At 67.2% G+C, this 24,886-nt stretch carries 22 protein-coding genes; 3 read left to right on the forward strand and 19 right to left on the reverse strand.

All coding sequences use genetic code 11. The features are described from left to right. Positions 1-22: 22 nt before the first annotated feature. The 8 genes from gshB to U5N23_RS05935 form a co-directional block, all read right to left on the reverse strand. A complete protein-coding gene (gshB, locus tag U5N23_RS05900; protein ID WP_322591895.1) occupies positions 23-982 on the reverse strand; it encodes a glutathione synthase in 960 nt (319 codons plus the stop codon). A gap of 83 nt (positions 983-1,065) precedes the next feature. Further along, positions 1,066-2,253: a benzoate/H(+) symporter BenE family transporter gene (locus U5N23_RS05905; protein WP_322591204.1), complete on the reverse strand. Its 1,188-nt coding sequence runs from the start codon at positions 2,251-2,253 to the stop codon at positions 1,066-1,068. Between the two features lie 79 nt (positions 2,254-2,332). Continuing rightward, positions 2,333-4,201, reverse strand: a complete 1,869-nt coding sequence (locus tag U5N23_RS05910) for a potassium transporter Kup (protein ID WP_322591896.1) — start codon at positions 4,199-4,201, stop codon at positions 2,333-2,335. A 294-nt stretch (positions 4,202-4,495) separates the two neighbouring features. After that, positions 4,496-5,791, reverse strand: a complete 1,296-nt coding sequence (gshA, locus tag U5N23_RS05915; protein ID WP_322591897.1) for a glutamate--cysteine ligase — start codon at positions 5,789-5,791, stop codon at positions 4,496-4,498. Between the two features lie 89 nt (positions 5,792-5,880). Then, positions 5,881-7,347 (reverse strand): TrkH family potassium uptake protein, encoded by a 1,467-nt coding sequence (locus U5N23_RS05920; protein WP_322591898.1) that lies wholly within the window; start codon positions 7,345-7,347, stop codon positions 5,881-5,883. A 6-nt stretch (positions 7,348-7,353) separates the two neighbouring features. Next, on the reverse strand, positions 7,354-8,808 hold the full coding sequence (gene trkA, locus U5N23_RS05925; RefSeq protein WP_322591899.1) for a Trk system potassium transporter TrkA: 1,455 nt from the start codon (positions 8,806-8,808) through the stop codon (positions 7,354-7,356). Between the two features lie 69 nt (positions 8,809-8,877). Beyond that, on the reverse strand, positions 8,878-10,158 hold the full coding sequence (locus U5N23_RS05930; protein ID WP_322591900.1) for a glutamate-5-semialdehyde dehydrogenase: 1,281 nt from the start codon (positions 10,156-10,158) through the stop codon (positions 8,878-8,880). Between the two features lie 137 nt (positions 10,159-10,295). Further along, a complete protein-coding gene (locus tag U5N23_RS05935) occupies positions 10,296-11,870 on the reverse strand; it encodes a hypothetical protein (RefSeq protein ID WP_322591901.1) in 1,575 nt (524 codons plus the stop codon). 284 nt (positions 11,871-12,154) lie between these two features. On the opposite strand from U5N23_RS05935, the gene U5N23_RS05940 reads away from it, so the two are divergent. Next, positions 12,155-12,436 (forward strand): hypothetical protein, encoded by a 282-nt coding sequence (locus tag U5N23_RS05940; RefSeq protein WP_322591902.1) that lies wholly within the window; start codon positions 12,155-12,157, stop codon positions 12,434-12,436. Positions 12,437-12,448: 12 nt separating this feature from the next. Here U5N23_RS05940 and holA read toward each other — a convergent pair whose 3' ends face one another. Further along, a complete protein-coding gene (gene holA, locus U5N23_RS05945; protein ID WP_322591903.1) occupies positions 12,449-13,504 on the reverse strand; it encodes a DNA polymerase III subunit delta in 1,056 nt (351 codons plus the stop codon). Positions 13,505-13,734: 230 nt separating this feature from the next. On the opposite strand from holA, the gene rocF reads away from it, so the two are divergent. Next, on the forward strand, positions 13,735-14,688 hold the full coding sequence (gene rocF, locus U5N23_RS05950) for an arginase (RefSeq protein ID WP_322591904.1): 954 nt from the start codon (positions 13,735-13,737) through the stop codon (positions 14,686-14,688). A gap of 142 nt (positions 14,689-14,830) precedes the next feature. On the opposite strand, the gene lptE is transcribed toward rocF, so the two are convergent. The 6 genes from lptE to U5N23_RS05980 form a co-directional block, all read right to left on the reverse strand. After that, on the reverse strand, positions 14,831-15,328 hold the full coding sequence (gene lptE / locus U5N23_RS05955) for an LPS assembly lipoprotein LptE (RefSeq protein ID WP_322591905.1): 498 nt from the start codon (positions 15,326-15,328) through the stop codon (positions 14,831-14,833). 5 nt (positions 15,329-15,333) lie between these two features. Next, complete coding sequence (gene leuS, locus U5N23_RS05960) at positions 15,334-18,045, reverse strand: leucine--tRNA ligase (RefSeq protein WP_322591906.1); 2,712 nt, start codon at positions 18,043-18,045, stop codon at positions 15,334-15,336. A gap of 98 nt (positions 18,046-18,143) precedes the next feature. Then, positions 18,144-18,584, reverse strand: a complete 441-nt coding sequence (locus U5N23_RS05965) for a biopolymer transporter ExbD (protein WP_322591907.1) — start codon at positions 18,582-18,584, stop codon at positions 18,144-18,146. Continuing rightward, positions 18,581-19,282: a MotA/TolQ/ExbB proton channel family protein gene (locus U5N23_RS05970; protein ID WP_322591908.1), complete on the reverse strand. Its 702-nt coding sequence runs from the start codon at positions 19,280-19,282 to the stop codon at positions 18,581-18,583. The genes U5N23_RS05965 and U5N23_RS05970 overlap by 4 nt, the downstream gene beginning before the upstream one ends. Positions 19,283-19,303: 21 nt before the next feature. Then, positions 19,304-20,134, reverse strand: coding sequence for a 4-hydroxy-tetrahydrodipicolinate reductase (dapB, locus tag U5N23_RS05975; protein WP_322591909.1), 831 nt, complete (start codon positions 20,132-20,134; stop codon positions 19,304-19,306). 62 nt (positions 20,135-20,196) lie between these two features. Then, positions 20,197-20,769 (reverse strand): outer membrane protein assembly factor BamE, encoded by a 573-nt coding sequence (locus U5N23_RS05980; RefSeq protein ID WP_322591910.1) that lies wholly within the window; start codon positions 20,767-20,769, stop codon positions 20,197-20,199. A gap of 85 nt (positions 20,770-20,854) precedes the next feature. Here U5N23_RS05980 and fur point away from each other — a divergent pair, with 85 nt between their 5' ends. Then, positions 20,855-21,277: a ferric iron uptake transcriptional regulator gene (gene fur, locus U5N23_RS05985; protein WP_322591911.1), complete on the forward strand. Its 423-nt coding sequence runs from the start codon at positions 20,855-20,857 to the stop codon at positions 21,275-21,277. Positions 21,278-21,414: 137 nt separating this feature from the next. Here the strand turns inward: fur and hprK are convergent, their stop codons facing one another. The 4 genes from hprK to U5N23_RS06005 form a co-directional block, all read right to left on the reverse strand. Next, complete coding sequence (hprK, locus tag U5N23_RS05990; RefSeq protein WP_305744518.1) at positions 21,415-22,371, reverse strand: HPr(Ser) kinase/phosphatase; 957 nt, start codon at positions 22,369-22,371, stop codon at positions 21,415-21,417. 34 nt (positions 22,372-22,405) lie between these two features. Then, positions 22,406-22,873 (reverse strand): PTS sugar transporter subunit IIA, encoded by a 468-nt coding sequence (locus tag U5N23_RS05995; RefSeq protein ID WP_007857534.1) that lies wholly within the window; start codon positions 22,871-22,873, stop codon positions 22,406-22,408. Positions 22,874-22,981: 108 nt separating this feature from the next. Then, on the reverse strand, positions 22,982-23,317 hold the full coding sequence (gene hpf / locus U5N23_RS06000; protein WP_007857535.1) for a ribosome hibernation-promoting factor, HPF/YfiA family: 336 nt from the start codon (positions 23,315-23,317) through the stop codon (positions 22,982-22,984). A gap of 229 nt (positions 23,318-23,546) precedes the next feature. Beyond that, entirely contained in the window at positions 23,547-24,782 is a 1,236-nt protein-coding gene (locus tag U5N23_RS06005; protein ID WP_322591161.1) for an MFS transporter, read from the reverse strand. Positions 24,783-24,886 lie beyond the last annotated feature (104 nt).

Consider the following 24,886-nt stretch of genomic DNA (forward strand, 5'->3'; position numbering starts at 1 on the left):
GACCGTCTGCAAAGTCGGCAACCTATCGCGCTGGCAAGGCAGCCAGCGCAGCCTCCAGTGCATCGATGAACATGGCCGCCACATCGCAGCCGGTCTGGTCAAAGGTCTCCTGGAAGCAGGTGGGGCTGGTGACGTTGATCTCGGTGACGCAGTCACCGATCACGTCCACGCCGGCCAGCAGCAGACCGCGCTCCTGCAGGATCGGGCCCAGGGCGTTGCCGATCTCCCAGTCGCGCTCAGACAGGGGGCGCGCCACACCCTTGCCGCCGGCCGCCAGGTTGCCACGCACTTCGGTGCCCTGCGGGATGCGCGCCAGACAGAAAGGCACGGGCTTGCCGCCGATGACGAGCACGCGCTTGTCGCCTTCGGAGATCTGGGGCAGGAATTTTTGCACCATCACGCTCTCGGCGCCGTCCTTGTTCAGCGTCTCGATGATGCTGCCCAGGTTCAGACCGTCCGGCCCCACGCGGAAGATGCCCATGCCGCCCATGCCGTCCAGGGGCTTCAGGATGATGTCCTTGTGCTCGGCATGGAAGCTGCGGATGTCCGCCGGGTCGCGCGTGACCAGGGTGGGGCCGATGAACTGCGGAAACTCCATGATCGCCAGCTTCTCGGGGTGGTCGCGCAGCGCCCGGGGCTTGTTGAATACGCGTGCGCCATCGCGCTCGGCCTGCTCCAGCATGTGGGTGGCGTAGAAGTATTCGCTGTCGAACGGCGGGTCCTTGCGCATCAGCACCGCGCCGAAGTCGGCCAGCACCGCGCTGCGCACGGGCTGCTCGGTGTACCAGTCGTCCGGGTGGCCGGTGAGCACGATGTCGCGCACGCGTGCCGTCACCTTGCCGCCGCACACCCAGCTTACGTCCTGCGGGCCGCACACCGCGATGGTGTGGCCTCGGCGCTGGGCCTCGCGCATCATGGCGAAGGTCGTGTCCTTGTAGATCTTGAAGCTGGCCAGCGGGTCGGCGATGAAGAGGATTTGCATGGGCTGGAAGATGGATGAATGTAAAAAGACCGGCGCCCCATGGCAGGGACGGCTTTTGTCCATATATAGAAGGACGTGAGCCGTCAGCCACCCTGGGTGCGTGTACGCCCGTACTGTTGCACAAATAGCGCAAGGCTGCCTGCGACCACGCCCCAGAAGGCCGAGCCCACGCCCGCCACCACCACCCCGCTGAGAGTGACCAGGAAGGTGATGAGCGCCGCCTCGCGGTGCCCCTCCTCGCGCAGCGCCGTCGCCAGGCCATTGCCGATGGTGCCCAGCAGAGCCAGCCCGGCGATGGCCACCACCAGCTCGGAAGGGAACGCGGTGAGCAGCCCGGTGATGACCGCGCCGAACAGCCCGATCACCACATAGATGGCGCCGCAGGACACCGCGGCCGTGTAGCGGCGGGCGCGGTCTTCGTGTGCCTCGGGGCCCATGCACATGGCAGCGGTGATGGCGCTGAAATTCAGGGCAAAGGCGCCAAACGGAGCCAGCACCAGCGTGCCCAGGCCCGAGAGGGTGAGCAGGCGCGAGATGGGCAGGGGGTAGCCCGATGCGCGGATGACCGCAACGCCCGGCAGGTTCTGCGAGGCCATGGTCACCACGAACAGGGGGATGGCCAGGCTCACGGTGGCGGCCAGACTGAACTCTGGCGTGGTCCACACCGGTGCGGCCAGCGAGAGGTGCACGGCCGACCAGGCCATCTGCCCGCGCAGCGCCACCCAGGCGATGCCCAATGCCAGCGTGAGCACCACGGCATAGCGCGGCAGCAGGCGCCGCCCCAGCAGGTAGGTGGCCAGCATCAGCAGCACCAGGGGCAGCGCCGTTTGCGCTGCAGTGAATGCCTGGATGCCGAAACGCGCCAGCACGCCAGCCAGCAACCCGGCCGCGATCTCCATGGGGATGCGGTTCATGATGCGCTCGAACCAGCCGGTGACGCCGCACAGCGTGATCAGCGCGGCGCTGACCATGAAGGCGCCGATGGCCTCGCCCATGCTGAAACCACCGGCCAGCCCCGCCGTGGCCAGCACCGCTGCGCCGGGGGTCGACCACGCGATCATGACCGGCATGCGAAGCACCAGCGATGGCACCAGGGAGCACAGCCCCATGCCCAGACCCAGCGCCCAGATCCAGGAGGTGACCTGCCCCGGCGTGGCATGGAAGGCCTGCGCCGCCTGGAAGACGATGGCCACCGAACTGGTAAAGCCCACGAGCACGGCCACGAAGCCTGCCGTGAACGACGACAGGCTCAGGTCTTTGAAAAATTGCATGGGCTGGATTCTGCCTCGCGCACCGAAAAGGTGCGCGGCGGGGGCTATCTCGGCCCTGCGGGGTTCGCTCCGGGGAGCGTCAAATCTCGATCTTCGAGCCCAGTTCCACCACCGCGTTGTTGGGCAGGTGCAGGAAGTCTGCCGCGCCGCTGGCGTTGTGGTGCATCTGGGCGAAGAGCTTCTCGCGCCAGGGGGCCATGCCGCTGCCGATGGTGGGCACCACGGTGTCGCGCGAGAGGAAGTAGCTTGTGGTCATGGGCTCCATGCCACAGCCGCGGCCACGCAGTTGCTCCAGGGCGCGCGGCAGGTCGGGGTCGTTCTTGAAGCCGTAGTGCACCACCACCTGCCAGCAATCGTGGCCCAGGGCGTCCACCTGCAGGCGCTTGTCCATGCCGATCCAGGGCACCTCATGGCTCTTGACCGTGACGAACAGGTTCTGCTCGTGCAGCACCTTGTTGTGCTTGAGGTTGTGCAGCAGCGCATTGGGCACGACGCCTGTCTCGGCCGTGAGGAACACGGCAGTGCCTTCCACGCGCGTGGGCGGGCTGATGAACACCGACTCCAGGAAGTCCTTGAGGTCGATGGCATCGGCACGCAACTTGTCGTTGACCAGATGGCGCCCCTGCTTCCAGGTCATCATCAGCGTGAAGACGATGCCACCGATCATCAGCGGGAACCAGCCGCCCGCGAACAGCTTGAGCAGGTTGGAGGCGAAGAAGGCCAGATCCACCACGAAGAAGCAGCCCGTGGCGGCCACGCACAGTGCCAAGGGGTAACCCCAGCCATAGCGGATCACGAAGAAGGTCAGCGTGGTGGTGATCAGCATGTCCAGCGTCACGGCGATGCCGTAGGCGGCGGCCAGGTTGCTCGACGAGCGGAACATCACCACGGCCAGCACGATGGCCACGAACAGGCCCCAGTTCACGAGCGGGATGTAGATCTGCCCCGTGTCGCGCACGCTGGTGTGCTGGATGTTCAGGCGCGGCAGATAACCGAGCTGGATGGCCTGCTTGGTCACGCTGAAGGCGCCGGTGATCAGCGCCTGCGAGGCGATCACCGTGGCCAGGGTGGCCAGCACTACCAGGGGCAGCAGCGCCCAGTCGGGCGCCATCATGAAGAATGGATTTTTCACCGCCTCGGGCTGGGCCAGCAACAGCGCACCCTGGCCGAAGTAGTTGAGGACGAGTGCCGGCATGGCCACGCAGAACCAGGCCAGACGGATGGGCCGCTTGCCGAAGTGCCCGAGGTCGGCGTACAAGGCCTCGGCACCGGTCACGCACAGCACCACGGCGCCCAGGATGATGAAGCTGGTGCCCGGGTTGGCGATCATGAAGCCCAGCGCATAGTGCGGACTCATGGCCCAGAGGATCTCGGGGTGGCTGACGATGTGGGACACGCCCAGGACCGCCAGGGTCGCAAACCAGACCAGCGTGATGGGCCCGAAGAACTTGCCGATGCCGCTCGTGCCGCGCTTTTGCACCATGAACAAGCAGAACAGCACCACCAGGGTCAGCGGGAGCACGTACTGCTTGAAGTGCGGCGAGACCACCTCCAGCCCCTCCACCGCCGAGAGCACCGAGATCGCCGGGGTGATGACCCCGTCGCCATAGAACAGCGAGGTGCCGAAGATACCCACCCCCAGCAGCACGCCGCGCAGGCGGGGTTTGTCCTTCACGGCCTGGGAGGCCAGGGCCAGCATGGCGATCAGCCCGCCTTCGCCGTTGTTGTCGGCACGCAGCACCAGCACCACGTACTTCAGGGAGACGATGACCGTCAGCGTCCAGAAGAGGATGGACAGGATGCCGTAGATGTTGTCCTGGGTGAAAGGCACATGGCCGGACCCGAACACCTCCTTGACCGCATACAGCACGCTGGTGCCGATATCACCGTAGACAACACCGATGGCGCCCAGCGTGAGCGCTGCGAGCGAGGATTTGGAGCTTTGCACTGACCGCACCCGGCACACGTTGCTGCCGGGGTTCCGTTACTTTTGGGAACGCTATTGTGCTCCTGCGCTGGTGCAGCGGCGCACCAGCGCAGGGCATGTTGCAGCGCAGCAACTGGCCTCTGGCGTCACCTGCGCGGACGTGGCATGCAGGTTTCAGAGCCCTTTACCCACGAAACTGGCGCGGCGCAAGGCCAGCGCCCCCGTGCAAGGGCCGCCCCGCCGCACCGGGGGCGTCCCCCTCCCAGATTGCGAAGCAATATGAGAGAGGGGGTGTCGCACATTAGAGAGAAAACCTTAGTCGTAGACTTCTGCATCCGGATTGGTGGCTTCCAGCTCATAGCTAGCGGCCAGCATGGCCAGACGGGCCACCACGCCGTACATATAAAAGCGGTTGGGCGCGCTCACCCCGGGGCGCATGCCCGGCTGGGGCATGTGCGTGCTGTGCTCGAAGGCCAGGGGCACGAAGCTCGCGCCCGGCGCGTTCAGGTTCTCGTCGATGCCGCGCTCGGCATGCATGCGGTAGAAGCCGCCCACCACGTAGCGGTCCATCATGTAGACCACGGGCTCGGCCACGGCGTCGTTCACCCGCTCCTGGGTGAGCACGCCTTCCTGGATGATCACGTCGTTGACCACCTGTCCGTCCTTGATGACGGCCATCTTGTTGCGCGTCTTGCGGTTGACCGCGTCCAGCTCCTTGGCGTCGCGCACGGTCATGATGCCCATGCCGTAGGTGCCGTTGTTGGCCTTGACGATCACGAAGGGCTTTTCGTTGATGCCGTATTCCTTGTACTTGCGGCGCACCTTGGTCAGCAGCGCATCCACGTGCGTCTGCAGGTTCTCCATGCCCGCACCCTCGGAGAAGTCCACGTCCCCGCACTGGCTGAACATGGGGTTCACCAGCCAGGGGTCGATGCCCAGCATCTTGCCGAAGCGCTTGGCCACCTCTTCGTAGTTCTTGAAGTGGGTGCTCTTCTTGCGCACGCTCCAGCCGGCGTGCAACGGCGGCAGCAGGTACTGCTCGTGGATGTCTTCCAGGATGCCTGGCGCGCCCGCCGTGAGGTCGTTGTTCAGCAGGATGGTGCAGGGGTCGAAGTCCTTGAGCCCCAGGCGGCGCTTGGTGCGCACCACGGGCTCCAGCGTCACCGTGTCGCCATTGGGCAGCTCGATCAGGGTGGGTTTCTTGATCTCGGGGCTGATGGAGCCCACGCGCACGTTAAGCCCCGCCATGTTGAAGATGCGCTGCAGCTGCACCACGTTCGACAGGTAGAAGGTATTGCGCGTGTGGTTCTCGGGAATGATCAGCAGGTTGCGCGCCTCGGGGCAGATCTTCTCGATGGCGGCCATGGCCGCCTGCACGGCCAGCGGCAGCATCTCCTTGGTCAGGTTGTTCCAGCCGCCGGGAAACAGGTTGGTGTCGACCGGGGCCAGCTTGAAGCCGGCGTTGCGGATGTCCACCGAGGTGTAGAACGGCGGGGTGTGCTCCATCCACTCCAGCCGGAACCAGCGCTCGATGGCGGGCATGGAGTCGAGCACGCGCTGCTCGAGTTCGTTGATCGGCCCGGTGAGGGCCGTGATGAGATGCGGAACCATGGGGAGCCCTCAGAGGAGACGGTAACGATTGCGATCCATTGTAGGGTTGGGGCGTGACCGGTTCTTCGCAAGCCCGGGGCGGCTTTCTTTCAGCGCCGCCAGAACGACGGGGTCAACAGCGCCATGAAGCTCAGGATTTCGAGCCGCCCGAGCAACATGGCGAAGGTGCAGACCCAGATCTGGAAGTCGGTGAGCACCGCGAAATTCCCTGCCGGCCCCACGCTGCCCAGCCCTGGCCCTGCACAATTGACGCTGGCCAGTACCGCCGAAAACGCGGTCACCGGATCCAGGTCGGTGAGCAGCAGCAGCATGCTCAGCCCGAAGACCGTGCCACCGTACACCAGCATGAAGGCCAGCACGGAGAAGATCACGCGGTTGTCCACCACACCGCCGCCCAGGCACACCGGCTGCACAGCACGCGGGTGCACCAGGCGGTTCATCTCGCGGCGCGCCTGCTTGACCAGGATCAGCATGCGCACCATCTTGATCCCGCCGCCGGTCGACCCGGCGCTGGTGGCCACCCCCGACAGCAGCAGTATGAACACGGGCGCGAACACCGGCCAGGCCAGGTAGTCCACCGTGGCGTAGCCCGTGGTGGTGGCCAGCGAGATGGTGTTGAACATGCCATGGCGCAGGGCGTCGAGCGGCGCGTACACCCCCTTGGCCCAGAGCAGCAGTGACACCACCAGCCCGCCGCCGGTCAGCGCGAACAGCGTGGCACGCAGCTCCGGATCCGTCCAGAAGCCGCGCCAGTGCCCCTTGCGAAAGGCCACGAAGTACAGCGCAAAGTTGCAGCTGGCGACCAGCATGAAGAAGATGCAGAGGGCTTCGAGCAGCGGCGACTGGAAGTGCCCGAAGCTCGCATCATGGGAAGACAGGCCGCCCAGGCTCACCGTGGTGAACATGTGCATCAGCGCATCCAGCGGCGCCATGCCGGCGAGCCAGTAGGCCAGGCCGCAGGACACGGAGAACAGCGCATACACCCCCCACAGGCCCTTGGCCGTGCCGGTCATGCGCGGCGTGAGCTTGGCGTCCTTGAGCGGGCCGGCGGCTTCGGCCTTGAACAGCTGGCTGCCCCCCACGCCCAGCAGGGGCAGCACGGCCACCGCCAGGATCAGGATGCCCATGCCCCCCATCCACTGCAGGAAAGTGCGCCAGACGTTGACCGACACCGGCAAGGTGTCAAGGCCCGCGAGCACCGTGGCTCCCGTGGTGGTCAGACCCGACACCGCCTCGAAATACGCATGGGTGAACGACATCGAGCGCCCGATGTGGTGCCCCGCCAGCATCAGCGGCAGGGCTGCGGCCAGCGGCAGCAGCATCCAGACCAGCGACACCAGCATCACCCCGTGGCGCGGCTGCAGCTCATGGCGGAAGTGGCGCAGGCGCCACCAGAGCCAGGCGCCGGCCATGAAGGTGGCGCCCATGGCCTGCGGGTACACGTGCCAGATGCCGTCGCGCGTCCACAGCGAGACCGCCAGCGGCAGCCCCATGGCCAGCGAGAAGATCATGGCCAGGATGCCCAGCACGCGCAGGACGGGAAACAGGTCCACCATGGCGCGTCAGAAAAAGGTGGCGCTCACACGGAACAGCTTTTCCACCTCGCGCACCAATCGCTTGTGCGGCAGGAAGAACACCACGTGGTCGTTGCCCTCGATCACCGTGGCACTGCGCGGGATGATCACCTGCGGCTCGCGCAGGTCTTCGGGCGAGACATCGGGCGAGTCGGGCAGGCCGCGCACGATGAGGCCCATGTGCACCTCGCCGGGCAATTGCAGTTCGCCCACCTTGCGGCCCACCACGCGCGAACTCTTGCGGTCGCCGCGGGCGACGATCTCCAGCGCCTCGGCCACGCCCCGGCGCAGGCTGTGCACGGCCTGCACGTCGCCGCGCCGCACATAGGCCAGCAGTTCGCCGAGCATGGCCTGCGCGGGCGACAGCGCAATGTCGATCTGCGTGCCGTGCATCAGGTCGGCATAGCTGCGCCGGTTGATCAGCGCCAGCACCCGGCGGGCGCCCAAGCGCTTGGCCAGCAGGCAGGACATGATGTTGTTCTCATCGTCGTCGGTGAGCGCCAGGAAGAGGTCGATCTCCTCGATGTTCTCGTCGCCGAGCAGGTCCTCGTCGGTGGCGTCGCCCTGCAGCACCAGGGTGTCGGCAGGCAGCAGGGACGCCAGCTCGATGCAGCGCTGTGCATCGTCCTCGATGATCTTCACGCGAAAACGCCCGCCCTGCTTGGCCAACTGGCGCGCCAGGCGCAGGCCCACACGCCCCCCCCCGGCGATCATGATGCGGCGCACGGGCTGCACGGCCGTGGCGCCGCGCCGGTGCAGTGCGGCCAGCACGTGCGCGATGTGCTCACTGGCCGCGAGCACGAAGACCTCGTCGCCCGGCTCGATGCGCGTGGTGCCGTCGCAGGCCACGAAGCGGTCAGGCTCGTCGGGAAAGCGCCGGTAGATGGCCACGATGCGCACCGCCACGTCGGGTGCGTCGGCACGCAGTTCGGCAATGGTGTGGCCCACCATGGGCGCGCCGGTCCGCGCGCGCACCGAGGCCAGGCAGGCCCGACCGCCCGCGAACTCGCGCACCTGCATGGCCTCGGGGTACTCGATGAGCTTGCCGATGTAGCGGGTCAGCGATTCCTCGGGGCAGATGATGCGGTCCACCGCAAAGCCTTCCGGCCCCACCAGCCGCGCGTCATCGTCGAAACCCGAGGAGCGCACGCGCGCAATGCGCGTGGGGATGTTGAACACGATCTGCGCGACTTTGCAGCACACCAGGTTGGTTTCGTCCTGCGCCGCGCAGGCGATCAGCAGGTCGGTGTCGTGCGCGCCGGCCTCGGCCAGTACGGCGGGGTCGATGCCGCTGCCGACCACGCCGCGCAGGTCGAAGCGCGACTCCAGGTCGCGCAGGCGCTCGGCATCGGTGTCGATGACGGTGATGTCGTTGCGCTCGGAGACCAGGCTCTCGGCCACGCTGTGGCCGACACGGCCGGCACCCAGGATGATGATTTTCACGGAAGGATGATGGGTAGGTGCGGCGTGCGCGTCAAGCCGGCTGCCGCAAGCGGCCGCCGGGGCCGAGCATCAACTGCGCACCTCGCCTTCGCCCAGCACCACGTACTTGAGCGAGGTCAGGCCCTCGATGCCCACGGGGCCGCGGGCATGGAACTTGTCGGTGCTGATGCCAATCTCCGCCCCCAGCCCGTATTCGAAGCCATCGGCAAAGCGCGTGCTGGCATTGACCATGACGCTGGCCGAATCCACCTCGCGCAGGAAGCGCTGGGCATGCACATGGTTGGTGGTCAGGATGGCGTCGGTATGGTGCGACGAATAGTGGTTGATGTGCGCGATCGCCTCGTCCACCCCGTCGACCAGCTTGATGCTGATGATGGGCGCCAGGTACTCCTCGGACCAGTCCTGCTCGGTGGCATCGACCAGCCTGGCGCCGGCCACCGAGGCCAGCAGGCTGCGGCTCTCGGGGCAGACACGCATTTCCACGCCCTTGGCGGCATAGACAGCACCGATCTGCGGCAGGAAATCGGCCGCCACGCCGCGCGCGACCAGCAGGCCCTCGCTGGCATTGCAGGGGCTGTACTTCTGCGTCTTGGCGTTGTCGGCCACCTTGACGGCCATGGCCACGTCGCAGGGGTCGTCCACGTAGGTGTGGCAATTGCCGTCCAGGTGCTTGATGACGGGCACCTTGGCATCGCGGCTGATGCGCTCGATGAGGCCCTTGCCACCGCGCGGGATGATCACGTCCACGAACTGCGGCATGGTGATGAGCTGGCCCACGGCCTCGCGGTCGGTGGTCTGCACCAGTTGCACCGCGTCCTGCGGCAGGCCGGCCTCGGCCAGCGCCAGCTGCACCAGGCGCGCCAGCGCCTTGTTAGAGTCGATGGCTTCCGAACCGCCGCGCAGGATGCAGGCATTGCCGCTCTTGATGGAGAGGCTGGCGGCCTCGATGGTCACGTTGGGGCGGCTCTCGTAGATCATGCCGAAGACACCGATGGGCACGCGCATCTGGCCCACGCGGATGCCGCTGGGCTGCTGCTTCATGCCGATGATCTCGCCGATCACATCGGCCATGGCGGCGAGCTGTTCGCAGCCTTCGGCACAGGTGTCGAGCACCTTGGGCGTGAGCTTGAGGCGGTCGACCAGGGGTTCGGCCAAGCCGGCGGCACGGGCGCGCTCCAGGTCGCGGGCATTGTCGCCCTGCAGTGCCGCCGTGTGCTCGCGCAGCAGGAGCGCCAGGGCGCGCAGGGCCTTGTTCTTGACGGCGGCCGGCGCACGCGCCATGCGGGCGGAGGCGGCCTTGGCCTGGGATCCGAGGGTGTGCGTGTATTCAGCCACATTGAGCGCGTTCATGGCGCCGATTCTCGCAGAAGCGCCCTGCCCCTGCGCACCCAGGGGCAGGGCATGCGGCCCAGGCCGGGGGCGGATGCCGGGGCTGCCGCCCGCCGCCATCCGGCGGAACGGCCTTGTCCGCGCCGGCCTGCAGGCACTCAATGGAGCGTATGCACCACCTTGTAGCGGCCCGCACGGACCATTTCGGCGGCTGCAGCGGCATCGTCGCCCACGCCGTAGCCCACGACCAGCTGCACGCCTTCCAGCCCGCTGAAGTTCAGGCCCGAGGCGATGCGCACCGGGACCGAGCGGGGCAGCGCCCCCGACAGGTAGGCAGGAAAGGCGCCGCCCGTGTAGGGAGCCCAGCCGTTGGGGCCCAGGAAAAGCACGGTCGAACCGGCCAGCGCTGCCACGTAGACGCGGCCCGTCTTGCCGCGGTGCAGGGTGGAGACCGTGGCGCCCACGTCCACCGTCACGTTGCTCAGGGGGCCGGTCTGCCCGCCAGCGAAGGTGCCGCTGGCGTCTCCCACCCGCCCGGCATCGAAGGCCGCGCCATTGCCGCCCAGCACGCGCACAGGGGCAGTGCTCTTGTCGGTTCCGCCCAGGTTCGTGCCCTTGCCCCAGATCCAGACGCTGCCGTCCACACCGATCACACCGGAGATCGCAGAGCCCGCCGCTGCAGCGACCACGGGCGGAAGACCCGCAACGTGCGCAATCTTGGGCACTTCGGTCGAGGGGTTGACCAGGGTGCCATCACCGAGCTGGCCAGCGCTGTTGACGCCGCAGGCGTGCACGGCACCGTCGGCATCGACGAACAGGGTGTGGCCATCGCCAGGCTCGATCTGCTGAATGCGCGACAGGCCGAGGATGGGGGAGATGTCGATCAGGGCAAAACCGCCGTTCTGGATGCCTTTTTGGCCGCAGTAGGTGGCGTTGGTGGAGGCCTGGCCCCAGACGGCTACGCTGCCGTCGTTCTTGAGGGCGTAGTACTGGCCGGCGATGTTCATGGAGGTAGCGGCCACGGCCTGTACGCTGCCCAGGGCGTCGATCACGACGGGGGCGGTAGCGGTGCCGGCCACCGGGGCCAGGGCCTTGTTGCCGTTGGAGCCCCAGGCGAGGACTTTGCCGTCCTGGCGCAGTGCGAGGGCCGCAGCATCCGAGGCGCTCACGGCGACGGCACCTTGGGCGCCGGCCACCAGGCGGGGCACGGGGTTGCCGCCGGGGCTGGTCTGGCCGGTGCCCAGCAGGGCGGAGCTGTTGCTGCCCCAGGCGTAGACTTGGCCTGCTGCGTCGGTGGCGAAGGCGGCAGCGGTGTCGGTGCCGGCGTTGATGCTCACGATGTTGGCCAGGCCGTTGATCTGCACGGGCACGCTGGTGCCGTTGCCACCGGTGCGGCCGCCCGAGTTGTCACCCCAGGCCCAGACCGTGCCGTCGGCCTTGAGCGCCAGCGAGAACGAACCCCGCGCCACCACCTGCACCACGTTCTGCAGTGTGGGGATCTGCGTGGGCACCGTGCGCGTGCTGGTGTTGCCCAGGCCCAGTTGCCCACCGCCGCCGTAGCCCCAGGACCAGACGGTGCCGTCGGAGCGCAGCACCAGCGCGTGGTCGTAGCCCATGGAGATGGCCGGCTGCACTGCGTGCGCGGAGCCCATCGCGAAAGCGCAGCACAGTGCGGCAGCGCCCAGGGCTGCGCCGGTGCGGAAATACTGGTTCTTCAGCAATTGTTGTTTCATCGGTGTTCTCAGCAGTTCGGTAAATAGAGACAAAGTCAAAGACAGGTAGAACGTTCAGAACCCATGGAGGGCTCCATGAACCAGCGGTGTGCGCCGTGCCAGCATCTTTGTGATGCATGGCTGCGAACCGCCTGGCCGCGAGTCTGACGGCGGCGGGCTTTGCAAACAATGGTGTGAGGCGCAGGCCGGCGGGCCCGGCGTGAACTTGTGCACGAAGCCGGCCCGCAAAAGCGCACGGCCGTGCGGTTACAGAAGCCCCCGGGCCTTTCGCGGATACTTGGGGCATGGCAGCCGAACACGACCAACTCACCACCTTGCAAGCCGCGCTGGCGCGTTTCAGCGAGGGCGCGGCCAGTGCCGCGTCCCTGAGCGAACTGGCGCGCGGGCAGGCCCAATTGCTGGCGGCGCTGCCGCCGCGCTACAGCGAGGTGCTGCTGAACCTGCTGGACCGGCTCGAATCGAGCGCGCTGTTCTCCGAAGAGAGCTGCTCCTTCAGCCAGAAAGACCTGGTGGCCAACCTGCAGATGTGGGTGGACAAGGCGCGCGGCACGCTGGACGCGCGCTGAACGCAGCGCGGGTTACTTTGCCGAACTTGTCAGCCGGCACAGCTGCAGCGCCAGGCGCTGCAAGGCCTGCCAGCCATCGGTGGGCCAGTCAGGCGACTTCAGGCCCTTGACGATGCCGTCCACCGTGTGGGCCGACTGCAGCAGGCGCGCCAGTGCCGCGTCGCTGACCTTGGGCAAGATGCGTTCGAACAGGCGCTCCTTGGGGCCCCAGATGCGGTTCTCGCGCAGGGCCATGGGCAGCGGGCGCCCGGCGTTCATGGCGTCCTTCACACGTTTCAGGGCACGGATGTCCTCGGCCAGGGCCCAGTGCACCAGCACCTCGGCCTCGCCCTCGGCCTGCAGGCCGTCGAGCATGCGCTGCACGCGCCCGGTGTGGCCGGCCAGCACCGATTCGGACAGCTTGAACACGTCGTAGCGCGCCACGTTGAGCACGGCGGCCTCCACCTGGGCCTGCGTGAGCTCGCCTGGCGGGTGCAAAAGCGCCAGCTTCTGGATCTCCTGGTGCGCGGCGAGCAGGTTGCCCTCGACGCGGTCGGCAAAGAACTGCAGCGTGCGCTGGCCTTCCTCGCCCGCCACCACGCGCTGGCCCTGGGTGGCCAGGCGCTGGGCGATCCACTGCGGCAGCATGCCGCGCTCGATGGGGTCGATCTGGACCGAGGTGCCGTTGCCCTCCAGCGCCGCGAACCAGGCGCCCGTGCGCGTGGCCTTGTCCAGGCGCGGCAGCATCACCAGCGTGAGCGTGCTGTCGTTGCCCCTGGCCGCGTCGGCAATCTGCTGCAGCGCCAGGCTGCCATCCTTGCCGGGCTTGCCCGAAGGGATACGGATCTCCACGATCTGCTTGTCGGCAAACAGGCTCAGCGAACCGCCCGCAGCCAGCACGGCGCTCCAATCGAAGTGGGCACCCGCTACCGTGTACGAGCTGCGCTCGGTATAGCCCTGGCTGCGCGCCGTGGCGCGGATGGCATCGGCCGCCTCCTGCTGCAAAAGCGCTTCATCGCCATGCAGCACATACAGTGGCGACAGGCCCTTTTGGAGGTGGGAGGAGAGTTGGGCCAGGGCGACTTGCATGGGGCAAAGTCTATCGCCCCCGGGGCGCATGCCAGGCCTCGCGGGAATGTGATGCAGGGCCAAGCCCTGCAAACTGCCATTTCGAAACGACAAATTGATCGATTTGTGGCCTAAATGGCGCAGGCTTTTGGCTTTGCATTGCCCGTGCGCAGACCCACAATAGTGGCCTGCCAGCTGCCGCGCTACCCGTGCCGCAGCGGCCTCCTCCCACCCCACAAAGGCTTTCCCGCATGACCATCTCCCCCGCACCGCCCCCTGCCGCCAGCCTGATCGGCGCGCCCACCGACATTGGCGCTGGCGCGCGCGGCGCCTCCATGGGGCCCGAAGCCCTGCGCGTGGCGGGCTTGCAGGCGGCCCTGGAGCGGCACGACCTGCAGGTGGTGGACCGCGGCAACCTGAACGGCCCGGCCAACCCCTGGCAGCCGCCCGTGGACGGTTACCGCCACCTGCCCGAGGTGGTGCAGTGGAACCAGCTGGTGTTCGATGCGGTCTATGCCGAGCTGCAGCAAGGCCGCCTGCCAATTCTGCTGGGGGGTGACCACTGCCTGGGCCTGGGCAGCATCAGCGCCGTCGCGAGGCACTGTGCCGATACCGGCAAGACGCTGCGCGTGCTCTGGCTCGACGCCCATGCCGACTTCAACACCAGCGCCCTGACCCCGAGCGGCAATGTGCATGGCATGCCCGTGGCCTGCCTGTGCGGCCTGGGCCCGCCCGAGCTCACGGGCCTGGCCGGCATGCCTGGCGGCGGCCCGGCCCTGCGGCCTCAGCAGGTGCGCCAGATCGGCATCCGCAGCGTGGATGCGGGCGAGAAGCGCCTGGTGCACGAGCAGGGGCTGGAGGTGTTCGACATGCGCGCCATCGACGAGATCGGCATGCGCCAGGCCATGCAGCAGGCCCTGGCCGGCATGGACGACGAGACCCACCTGCACGTGAGCTTCGACGTGGACTTCCTCGACCCTGCCATCGCCCCCGGCGTGGGCACCACCGTGCCCGGCGGCCCCACCTACCGCGAGGCCCAGCTGTGCATGGAGATGATTGCCGACAGCGGCCGCCTGGCGTCGCTGGACATCATGGAGCTGAACCCGGCCCTCGATGTGCGCAACCAGACGGCCGAGGTGGCCGTGGACCTGGTGGAATCACTCTTCGGCAAGAGCACTTTGATGCGAGTACCGCCCCTGAGGTGATGCCGATGGATTCCCGGCAGCACTGCATGCGCCGATAGTGCTCGATACTGGCGCGGCCAAAGCCAGTGCCCCCGCGCAAGGGCCGCCCCGCCGCGCTGGGGGCGTCCCCCTTTGGGGGGAAGGCGCGAAGCGACTCAGGGGGCTACCGTTTCACGACCGCCAGGCGGCGCAGCAGCTGCTGCACGATGTCGGTCTGCATGTTGCGGTACAGCAGGGCCTCTTCGGCCTCCTTGGCCAGGGCGATGGTTTCGTTGTAGCTGATGTCGCGCTGCTGCAGCAGCTCGGTCTCGGGCATGAGCTCGGCGCCATTGGCACCGCGCACCCGGAACTTCACGCGCAGCCGCAGCTGCAGTTCGCGCACCTGGCCCGAGGCGTTCTGCCCCACGACCACGCGCTCGCGCTGCTCGGACAACAGCTCCAGCCCGACCTGGGCCTTGGGCAGGTCGGCCATGTCGCGCAGCACCGTGAGCTTGGAGCCGGACCCATCCAGCGTGCGCTGCAGCTCGCGCGCCAGCGTCGAGCTGGGAGGCGCGGCGATGAACAGCGTATCGAACGAGAACTCGGGCACTCCGCGCAGGCGGAAGCCGCAGGCCGCGAGCAGCGCGGCAGGTGCGAGCGTGAGCAGGGTGCGCTTGTTCATCATGCTCACACCACCACGTTCACCAGGCGCCCCGGCACCACGATCACGCGCTTGGGCACAGCCCCGGCGGCCTGGGCGACAAAGGCTTCGCTGGCCAGCGCAACACGCTCGATCTCGGCCTTGTCGGCCTGGGCCGGCACAAGGATGGAGCCGCGCAGCTTGCCGTTGACCTGGAGCATGAGCTCGATCTCGTCCTGCACCAGCGCGCCGGCATCCACCTGGGGCCAGGGCGCATCGAGCAGTTCGCCGAGGGCGCCGGCATAGCCCAGCGTGGTCCACAGCGTGTGGGCGATGTGCGGCGTGGCAGGGTACAGGCTGCGCAGCAGGATGCCGAAGCCCTCGATCAACGCCACCTGGGCGCCGGCCGAGTCGGTGGCCTTGAAGTCCTCGAGCGCGTTGATCATCTTCATCGCGCCCGAGACCACCGTGTTGTACTGCATGCGCTGGTAGTCGTAGTCCACCTGCTTGAGCACGGTGTGGATCTCCAGGCGCAGGGCCTTGGCCTCCTTGCCGAACTGCACGTCGGCCAGGCTGGTGGCCCCGGCCACGCTGGCCAGCGTCGCATCCCGGTCGATGGCCGCGAGCTTGAAGCCGAAGTTCCACACGCGGCGCAGAAAGCGGTAGCTGCCTTCCACGGCGGCATCGTTCCACTCCAGCGTGGCTTCGGGCGGGGCCGTGAACATGGTGTACAGGCGGGCGGTGTCGGCACCGTACCTGGCGATCAGGTCCTGCGGATCGACACCGTTGCGCTCGGTCTTGCCCATCTTGCCGACGCCGCCGTATTCCAGCAGCAGGCCTTGCGCGAACCGGCCCTCGGCCTCGTTCAGCTTGCCGCCGGTGATGCGGCCCTGGGCATCCAGCACGGGGGTCACGCCCTCGGGCGGGAAGTAGCTCTTGCCACCCTTCTCGTCGCGCGTGAAGTAGATGTGGTTGAGCACCATGCCCTGCGTGAGCAGGTGGGCAAACGGTTCGTCCACCGTCACCAGGCCCAGGTCGCGCATGACCTTGGTCCAGAAGCGTGCATACAGCAGGTGCAGGATGGCATGCTCGATACCGCCGATGTACTGGTCCATGCCGGCACCACCGGTCGCGACTTTCTGATCGCGCATCCAGTAGGCCGTGCCGTCGGCCACCATGGCGTCATTGTTCTTCGGGTCGCAGTAGCGCATGAAGTACCAGGAGCTGTCCACGAAGGTGTCCATGGTGTCGGTCTCGCGCCGCGCGGCCTTGCCGCAGACGGGGCAGACCACGCCGGCGTGAAAGCCCTCGTGCTTGTGCAGCGGGTTGCCCGAGCCATCGGGCACGCAGTCGGTGGGCAGCACCACCGGCAGGTCCTTCTCGGGCACCGGCACGGCGCCGTGCTCTTCGCAATGGATGATGGGAATCGGCGTGCCCCAGTAGCGCTGGCGCGAAACGCCCCAGTCGCGCAGGCGCCAGGTGGTCTTGGTCTCGCCCAGGCCCTTGGCCTGCAGCGCGTGGGCCACGGCGGCCACGGCCTCCTTGTAGCCCATGCCGCTGAAGCTGTCGGAGTTGATGGTCACACCGCGCTGCTTGTCGCCATACCAGTCGTTCCACTGGTGGTAGTTGAAGTGCTCGCCGTCCACCAGCACCACCTGCTTGATTTCCAGGTCGTACTTGAGGGCGAAGGCGAAGTCGCGCTCGTCGTGCGCCGGCACGCCCATCACGGCACCGTCGCCATAGCCCATGAGCACGTAATTGCCCACCCACACCGGGATCTGCTCCTCGGTGATGGGGTGGGTGACGAACAGACCCGTGGGCTGGCCCTTCTTTTCCTGCGTGGCCAGTTCGGCCTCGGTCGTGCCGCCGCTCTTGCATTCCTCGATGAAGGCCGCCAGCGCCGGGTTGCCGCGTGCCGCATGGGCGGCGAGCGGGTGCTCGGGCGCTACGGCGCAGAAGGTCACGCCCATGATGGTGTCGGCACGCGTGGTGAAGACGTACATGCGGCCATCGCCGATCAGCGCGCCATCGTCACCGCGGATGTCGTGCGGGAAGGCGAAGCGCACGCCTTCGCTCTTGCCGATCCAGTTCTCCTGCATGAGCTTGACGCGCTCGGGCCAGCCGGGCAGCTTGTCGCCGGTGACGAAGTCCAGCAGTTCTTCGGCGTAGTCGGTGATCTTCAGGTAGTAGCCGGGGATCTCGCGCTTTTCCACCGTGGCGCCGGTGCGCCAGCCCTTGCCGTCGATGACCTGCTCGTTGGCCAGCACGGTCTGGTCCACCGGGTCCCAGTTCACGACCTGGGTCTTGCGGTAGGCGATGCCCTTGTCCAGCATCTTCAGGAACAGCCACTGGTTCCAGCGGTAGTACTCGGGGTCGCAGGTGGCGACTTCGCGCGACCAGTCGATGGCCAGGCCCATGGCCTGCATCTGCGTCTTCATGTACGCGATGTTCTCGTACGTCCACTTGGCGGGCGGCACGCCGTTCTTGAGCGCCGCGTTCTCGGCCGGCAGGCCGAATGCGTCCCAACCCATGGGCATGAGCACGTTGTGGCCGTTCATGCGCAGGTAGCGCGTGAGCATGTCGTTGATGGTGTAGTTGCGCACATGGCCCATGTGCAACTTGCCGCTGGGGTAGGGCAGCATCGAGCAGGCGTAGAACTTCTTCTTGTTCGCGTCTTCGACCACGCGGTAGGCATCGCGGGCGGTCCAGTGGTCTTGCGCGGCGCGCTCAACCTCTTGGGGAGAGTATTTGTCTTGCATGGAGGCTCGGGTCAGGATGGTGCAGCCACAGGACTGCGCTGCGCGGATTTTAGGCTGTCGGGCGAGCCACCGCGGTGGCGGGCCCGGCACGCCGGGTTTCAGGGCTTGTTCGGGGCTGCGGCGGCGGCCTGCGGATCGGCCACGAAACCGATGCGCTGCAGGCCTGCGGCATGGGCCGCGCCCATGATTTCGACGATGCGGCCATAGGGCACGGCGGCGTCGGCGCGCAGCTGCACTTCGGTGTCGGGCGCTGCAGCACCGATGCGCTGCAGGCGCTCGGCCAGCGCGGCCTGCGCCAGCGGCTGGTCATCGAGGTAGGCCTGGCCGGTACGGTCCACCACCAGGGTCAGGGCCCTGGCGGGCGCACCGGAGGCAGTGCCCTCGGCGCGCGGCAGGTCCAGGCGGATGGCGCTGGCCATGAGCGGCGCGGTGAGGATGAAGATCACCACCAGCACCAGCATCACGTCGACCAGCGGCGTCATGTTGATGTCGCTCATGGGTTGGGAGTCCGGCGTACGCTCCAGTCTGCCGAAGCTCATTCCCCGCCTCCCGGGCGGGAAATCCCACCCTGCGGGGCGCCCCCGGCAGCCGTGTCGATGCGCAGCTCGCGCAGATCGCGCGCAAAGCCTTCCAGGTCGGCTTCGATGCGCCCGATCAGGCGCCCGCAGACGTTGTAGGCCAGCACGGCCGGAATGGCCACGGCCAGGCCGGCGGCGGTCATGACCAGGGCTTCGCCCACGGGGCCGGCGACGCGGTCGATCGTGATCTGCCCGGCGCCGGCCATGGCCGACAGCGCATGGTAGATGCCCCAGACCGTGCCCAGCAACCCCACGAACGGCGCCGTGGAGCCCACGGTGGCCAGCAACACTTGGCCGAACTGCAGGCGGCCCAATACGGCGTGCAGGGCGTCGCGCAGCACGCGTGTGAGGCGCTGGGACAGGCCGCCCATGCAAGCCAGGGCCGTGGGAGATGCCTGGTCGGCCACGCTGTTGACGGCGGCCACCATGGGCAGCACCAGGGCCAGCCGGTCAAAGCCCTGCAGGCGCAGCGCGGCCTCCGGCAGCGACGGGGCCTGCCAGACGGCGGCCACGCAGCGCGCCACGTCGGCACGGGCGCGGCGCAAGAGGCGCAGCTTCCAGACGATCACCACCCAACTGGCGACAGACATCCCCAGCAGCAGCAGGGCCGTGCCCTGTGTCACCGCGTCGCCCTGGCGCCACCAGTGGAATGCGTCCATGCGCGTGAACGGCCTGTGTGCCTACTTCAGGTTCAGCACGTCGAACATGTCGTGCAAACCGGTCTTGTGTGCCGCCAGGTAACGCACGGCGCGCAGGCTGCCCTGGGCATAGGTGGTGCGGCTGGACGACTTGTGCGTGATCTCGATGCGCTCGCCGATGCCGGCGAACAGCACCGTGTGGTCGCCCACGATGTCGCCACCGCGGATGGCCGCAAAGCCGATGCTCGACGGATCGCGCTCCCCGGTGATGCCCTCGCGGGCGTACACGGCGCATTCCTTGAGGTCGCGGCCCATCGCCTCGGCGATCACTTCGCCCATCTTGAGCGCAGTGCCCGAGGGCGCATCCACCTTGTGGCGGTGGTGGGCCTCGATGATCTCGATGTCGTAGCCGGTGGCCATGGCCTTGGCGGCCATTTCCAGCAACTTGAGGGTGACGTTGACGCCCACGCTCATGTTGGGTGCCATGACCACGGCCGTGCGCTGCGCCAGCGCCGCGATCTCGGCCTTCTGCTCGTCGGAGAACCCGGTGGTGCCGATGACCATCTTCACGCCCAGTTCGGCGCACACGGCCAGGTGGGCCAAGGTGCCTTCGGGGCGGGTGAAGTCGATCAGGACGTCGGCGTTCTGCAGGCCCACCCGCAGGTCGGAGGTGATGGCCACGCCGCTGGCATGGCCGAGGAAGGCGGTGGCATCCGAGCCGATGCCGGGGCTGGCGGCCACGTCCAGAGCGCCGGCAAGCACGCAGTCATCGGTGGCACGCACGGCCTCGATGAGCATGCGGCCCATGCGGCCCGATGCGCCGGCAACGGCCACGCGCACGGGGGTGGGGGCTGTCGATGTATTCCCTGCCATGTGATTCCTGGATTCGCTAATGGGTGACGATGAAAAAATAGCCCCCATGGGGGGCCGCCCGGTCAGCGCCCGGGCGCTTCGAGGGGCGGGTAGCGGGTCGGCGCCATTTCCTGCGGAGCGGCGTCGGCCGCCTTCTCGGCAGGGGTTTCGGCCTTGCGTGCGGGGAAGCGTGCGAGCTGGTCCTGCGTGGCTTCGAGCACGGGCACCTTGCCCTTGCCAGCACGGCCACCGTCCAGCGAGGCCACGAATTCGGCCTCGGAGGGCATTTCGTCACCTTCCGAGCGGGCCAGCACATCGCCCTCGAAGAACACGGTGAGCTTGCGGGTCTGCAGTTCGGCCGATGGTTTCTTCAAGGTGAAGACGTATTCCCAGCGGTTGGCATGGAACAGGCTGGTCACCAGGGGGGTGCCCAGGATTTCACGCACCTGCTGGCGGCTCATGCCGGGCTTCAAGGCCTCGACCTGTTCGCGCGAGACGAAGTTGCCCTGCACGACGTCGATCTTGTACGGCGTGACCACGGTGGCCAGGCGGCGGCTGGCGCCGTCCAGGCTGCCGCACCCCGCCAGGGTACCGATGGCGGCACCCACCAACAGGATCCAGCCCAGGCGGGCATTGATACGGGCTTTGACTGGCATGGGGGAAAGAGCAGAGGATATGATCAAACCATTGTAGCGGCAGCCTCTCTCCCCTTCCCGGGCCACCGGCAACCAGGACCAATCCATGACCAATATCGACGAACTCAAAAGCACCGGCCTCAAGGCAACCCTGCCGCGCCTGAAGATCATGGAGATCTTCCAGAAGGGCACGCAGCGCCACATGACGGCGGAAGACGTGTTCCGCGTGCTGCTGGAAGAGCGCTCGGACATTGGCCTGGCCACCGTGTACCGCGTGCTCACCCAGTTCGAGCAGGCGGGCATCCTGATCCGCAGCAACTTCGAGAGCGGCAAGGCGGTGTACGAGCTCAACGAGGGGCAGCACCACGACCACTTCGTCTGCACGTCCTGCGGCAAGGTGGAGGAGTTCTACGACCCCGAGATCGAAAAGCGCCAGCAGATCGTGGCCAAGGCCAAGGGCTGGCTGGTGCAGGACCACACCATGGCGCTCTACGGCCAGTGCGCGTCGTGCGCAGCGAAGGCCAACTGAACACCCTTCTGAGTACGCCGCTCGGCAGGTGAAACTGGCACGGCACAGGCCAGCGCCGCCGTGCAAGGGCCGCCCCGCCGCAGGGGCGGCGTCCCCCTCCAAGGGGGAAGGCGCGAAGCGACTCAGGGGGTGGCCAATTATCCGCCGGTGTCGCGCTCCATGGCGCGGCGGTGGCGCTCGACGAACTCCTGGTAGGTGTCGATTCCGCGCAGCTGCAGGATGGTATTGCGCACGGCCGCCTCGACCAGCACGGCGATGTTGCGGCCGGCCACCACCTGGATCACCACCTTGAGCACCGGCACGCCGAGCACGTCCTGCGTGAGCGGCTCGTAGGGCAGGCGCTCGTAGTCGCGCTCCAGCGTTTCCTTGCGCACCAGGTGCACGATGAGTTTGAGGCGCATCTTGCGGCGCACGGCCGTCTCGCCAAAGATGGCGCGGATGTCCAAAAGGCCGATGCCACGCACTTCGAGCAGGTTCTGCAGCAACTCGGGGCACTTGCCCTCGATGGTGGTCTGGTTGATGCGAAACAGGTCCACCGCATCGTCGGCCACCAGGCCGTTGCCGCGCGAGATCAGCTCCAGGCCGAGTTCGCTCTTGCCCAGGCCCGACTCGCCGGTGATCATCACGCCCAGGCCCAGGATGTCCATGAACACGCCGTGCATGGTCGTGCGGTCGGCAAAGTGCTTGGACAGGTAGGCCCGCAGCACGTCGATCACGAAGGCCGAGGACTCGTGCGTGGAGAACATCGGGATCTGCGCGCGCTCGCACATCGATACCAGCGCATCGGGTGCGGTCTGGTTGTCGGCCAGCACCAGCACCGGCGGCTCCAGCGTCACGATGCGGGCGATGCGCCGCTTGCAATCGTCGGGCGAGGCACTGCTCAGGTAGGCGATTTCGCGCTCACCGAGGATCTGCACCCGGTAGGGATGGATGTAGTTGAGGTAGCCGACCAGGTCCGCCCCTGAACGCGCAGAGCGCACGGCGACTTCGTCGAAGCGGCGCTCGGAGGCACCCAGGCCCGCGACCCATTCCCATTTCAGGGGGCCGCGGAACTCCTCGAACAGGACGTCGGCGCTGACAACATTGGGTTTCACGGCTGGCGGCGGGGGATGCGCGGTGCCGACGGGCTCAGGCGGCCTGGGTGGACTGCCAGCCGGCGATCATGCCGTGCAGCTCGGCCGCATCGGTGCTGGCCTTGAGCTTTTCGCGCAGCACCGAGTCGCTCAGCAGTTCGGCGATCTCCGAGAGAATCTCCAGGTGCTTCTGGGTGGCCGCCTCGGGCACCAGCAGAAAGATCAACAGAGCCACCGGCATTTCGTCCGGGGCATCGAAACCGATGGGATGTGCGAGCTGGAACACCGCAGCCATGGGGGCCTTGAGGCCCTTGATGCGGCCATGCGGGATGGCCACGCCATGGCCCAGACCCGTGGAGCCCAGGCGCTCGCGCGCGAAGAGGCTGTCGGTGATCAGGGCACGCGAGAGCCCGTGCTGGCTCTCGAACAGCAGACCCGCCTCTTCGAAAGCACGCTTCTTGCTGGTGGAGTCCACGCTCACAAGCACTTGGGCGGGAGGCAGGATGGAGGCGAGTCGGTTCATGGTCAGAGGTAACAATTATGCACATATTGGCAGTAACCCTGAGCAATTTACAAGGGGCCACAAAAAAACCGCCTCCAGGGGCGGTTGCTGTGGCCCGCTATGCAACGCTCATGCGTGCATTTCGCGCTTGGCAGCTTCGTGGTGGTGGTCCTGCAGGCGGTCCTTGTGGCGCACCACCTGGCGGTCCATCTTGTCGACCAGCTCATCCACCGCAGCATACAGGTCGGAGTGGGAGCTTTCGGCAAACAGGTCGTTGCCTTTCACATGGATATTGCATTCCGCTCGCTGGCGCTTTTCCTTTTCCTTTTGCTTCTCTACTGTCAGCAGCACCTTGACGTCTACTACCTGGTCGAAATGGCGATTGATCCGGTCCAGCTTGGTGGTCACATAACTGCGCAGGGCTGGGGTAACTTCGAGGTGGTGACCGCTGATCGTCAAGTTCATAAATAAGTCTCCTGTGGCTCTCGGTGGAACAAATGCCGCCCTGGATCAGAGGTGCGGCCCGGCGAACTTGGATGCATCCATTGACGGGTTCACTATGCCCCTGCTGTCATCGAAATGCAATCCCATACCGCCCCTGCCCGCTGGGTTATGCCCGACGAGGTGCCAGCGGCCCGAAAAGGGCGCACAATGGCTGAGTTGGCGGGGAGCCCCACCTCTTTCGCCACGCGATTCAGGCCTTTGCTGCAGTCGCCGGCGCTGCGCCATGCAGCACCAGCCGCCCCACCACCACGATGGACAGCACGCTGGCAACGATGCCCACCACGGCCGCCATCCAGTAGCCCTGCACCAGGCCCTGTGCATCGCGGCTGATCAGCACCCCTCCCACCAGTGACGCCACCCCCATGGCCGCCGACTGCACCGACGCATTGAGCGTCATGAAGGTGCCGCGCAGTTGCGGATTGGCGGCCGAGGTGATGATGGCCATGCCGGGAATCATGCGCCCGCTCATGAAGGCGAACATCAGCGTGGACACGATCAGCACGGTCCACAGCGGCACCCCATGCACCAGCGTGATGCCCAGCAGGCAGGGCCCGACCGCCAGCGCCAGCCAGCGGAAGGTGGCCACCTTGCCGCGCGCATCCGTCAGGCGCCCGAACAGGCGCGCGGTGAACAGGGTCACCACCCCGCCGCACAGGTAGATCAGCGGCACCTGGTCGGTGCGCACGCCGGCATTGGCCTGCATGTAGATGGTGATGTAGGGGATCACCGTGAAACCGGTGAACATCAGCAGGCCCGAGAACAGGAAGGCCTGCCGGTGGTTGGCGTCCCGGAGCACCTCGGCAATGCCGCCCAGCGCCGTGCGCTGCTGGCCTGCGGCCAGGTGGGCGTTCATCGTGGGCAGCGCACGCGCGGCAAACACCAGCAGCAGCAGGCACATGGCGGCGATGGCGAAGAACGGCATGTGCCAGCCTCCGTACTCGGCGAACACCAGCCCCAGCGGCACCCCGGCCACCGTGGACACCGAGAACGAGGTCATGACGATACCCATGGCGCGCCCGCGCCGTTCGAAGGGGATGACATCGGCCACGATGGTCTGGCACAGGGCCGAGAGCACGCCGCCGAACATGCCGGCCAGCACCCGCGCCACCATCAGCGTGGCATAGGTGGGCGCCAGGCCGCAGGCCAGCGTGGCCAGGCCGAACAGCGCGTACAGCGCCAGCAGCAGCCGCTTGCGGCCAAAGCGGTCGATGTAGGTGGAGGCCAGCAGCCCCGAGACACCGGCCGAGAGGGTGTACGCCGACACCAGCAGGCCGAACTGCGCATCGCTGATGGAGAAGATCCGCGTGAGCTGTGGGCCCAGCGGCATCATGATCATGAAATCCAGGATGTGGGTGAACTGCACGCCCGCCAGTGTCAACAGCAGCCACAGTTCGCGGCGGGGAGTGAGGGGATGGGAAGTGGGCACGGGGGGGATTGCCGGCAAGGGCGTGGTGAAAGCAAGCCCGGCAGTGTGCCGCCCCTCGGGATGTGCCACAAGCCCCTGCCCGACCGGACCGCCCGCCCCGGCGC

This window comes from Acidovorax sp. (genome assembly GCF_034519795.1).
GTDB lineage: Bacteria > Pseudomonadota > Gammaproteobacteria > Burkholderiales > Burkholderiaceae_C > Acidovorax.

What these genes read in the sequence shown, in the direction of transcription:
- gshB (WP_322591895.1), bottom strand. Translation starts at nt 982, where the DNA reads ATGCAAATCCTCTTCATCGCCGACCCGCTGGCCAGCTTCAAGATCTAC.
- U5N23_RS05905 (WP_322591204.1), bottom strand. Translation starts at nt 2,253, where the DNA reads ATGCAATTTTTCAAAGACCTGAGCCTGTCGTCGTTCACGGCAGGCTTC.
- gshA (WP_322591897.1), bottom strand. Translation starts at nt 5,791, where the DNA reads ATGGTTCCGCATCTCATCACGGCCCTCACCGGGCCGATCAACGAACTC.
- U5N23_RS05920 (WP_322591898.1), bottom strand. Translation starts at nt 7,347, where the DNA reads ATGGTGGACCTGTTTCCCGTCCTGCGCGTGCTGGGCATCCTGGCCATG.
- U5N23_RS05930 (WP_322591900.1), bottom strand. Translation starts at nt 10,158, where the DNA reads ATGAACGCGCTCAATGTGGCTGAATACACGCACACCCTCGGATCCCAG.
- U5N23_RS05935 (WP_322591901.1), bottom strand. Translation starts at nt 11,870, where the DNA reads ATGAAACAACAATTGCTGAAGAACCAGTATTTCCGCACCGGCGCAGCC.
- U5N23_RS05940 (WP_322591902.1), top strand. Translation starts at nt 12,155, where the DNA reads ATGGCAGCCGAACACGACCAACTCACCACCTTGCAAGCCGCGCTGGCG.
- holA (WP_322591903.1), bottom strand. Translation starts at nt 13,504, where the DNA reads ATGCAAGTCGCCCTGGCCCAACTCTCCTCCCACCTCCAAAAGGGCCTG.
- rocF (WP_322591904.1), top strand. Translation starts at nt 13,735, where the DNA reads ATGACCATCTCCCCCGCACCGCCCCCTGCCGCCAGCCTGATCGGCGCG.
- lptE (WP_322591905.1), bottom strand. Translation starts at nt 15,328, where the DNA reads ATGAACAAGCGCACCCTGCTCACGCTCGCACCTGCCGCGCTGCTCGCG.
- leuS (WP_322591906.1), bottom strand. Translation starts at nt 18,045, where the DNA reads ATGCAAGACAAATACTCTCCCCAAGAGGTTGAGCGCGCCGCGCAAGAC.
- U5N23_RS05965 (WP_322591907.1), bottom strand. Translation starts at nt 18,584, where the DNA reads ATGAGCTTCGGCAGACTGGAGCGTACGCCGGACTCCCAACCCATGAGC.
- U5N23_RS05970 (WP_322591908.1), bottom strand. Translation starts at nt 19,282, where the DNA reads ATGGACGCATTCCACTGGTGGCGCCAGGGCGACGCGGTGACACAGGGC.
- dapB (WP_322591909.1), bottom strand. Translation starts at nt 20,134, where the DNA reads ATGGCAGGGAATACATCGACAGCCCCCACCCCCGTGCGCGTGGCCGTT.
- U5N23_RS05980 (WP_322591910.1), bottom strand. Translation starts at nt 20,769, where the DNA reads ATGCCAGTCAAAGCCCGTATCAATGCCCGCCTGGGCTGGATCCTGTTG.
- fur (WP_322591911.1), top strand. Translation starts at nt 20,855, where the DNA reads ATGACCAATATCGACGAACTCAAAAGCACCGGCCTCAAGGCAACCCTG.
- U5N23_RS05995 (WP_007857534.1), bottom strand. Translation starts at nt 22,873, where the DNA reads ATGAACCGACTCGCCTCCATCCTGCCTCCCGCCCAAGTGCTTGTGAGC.
- hpf (WP_007857535.1), bottom strand. Translation starts at nt 23,317, where the DNA reads ATGAACTTGACGATCAGCGGTCACCACCTCGAAGTTACCCCAGCCCTG.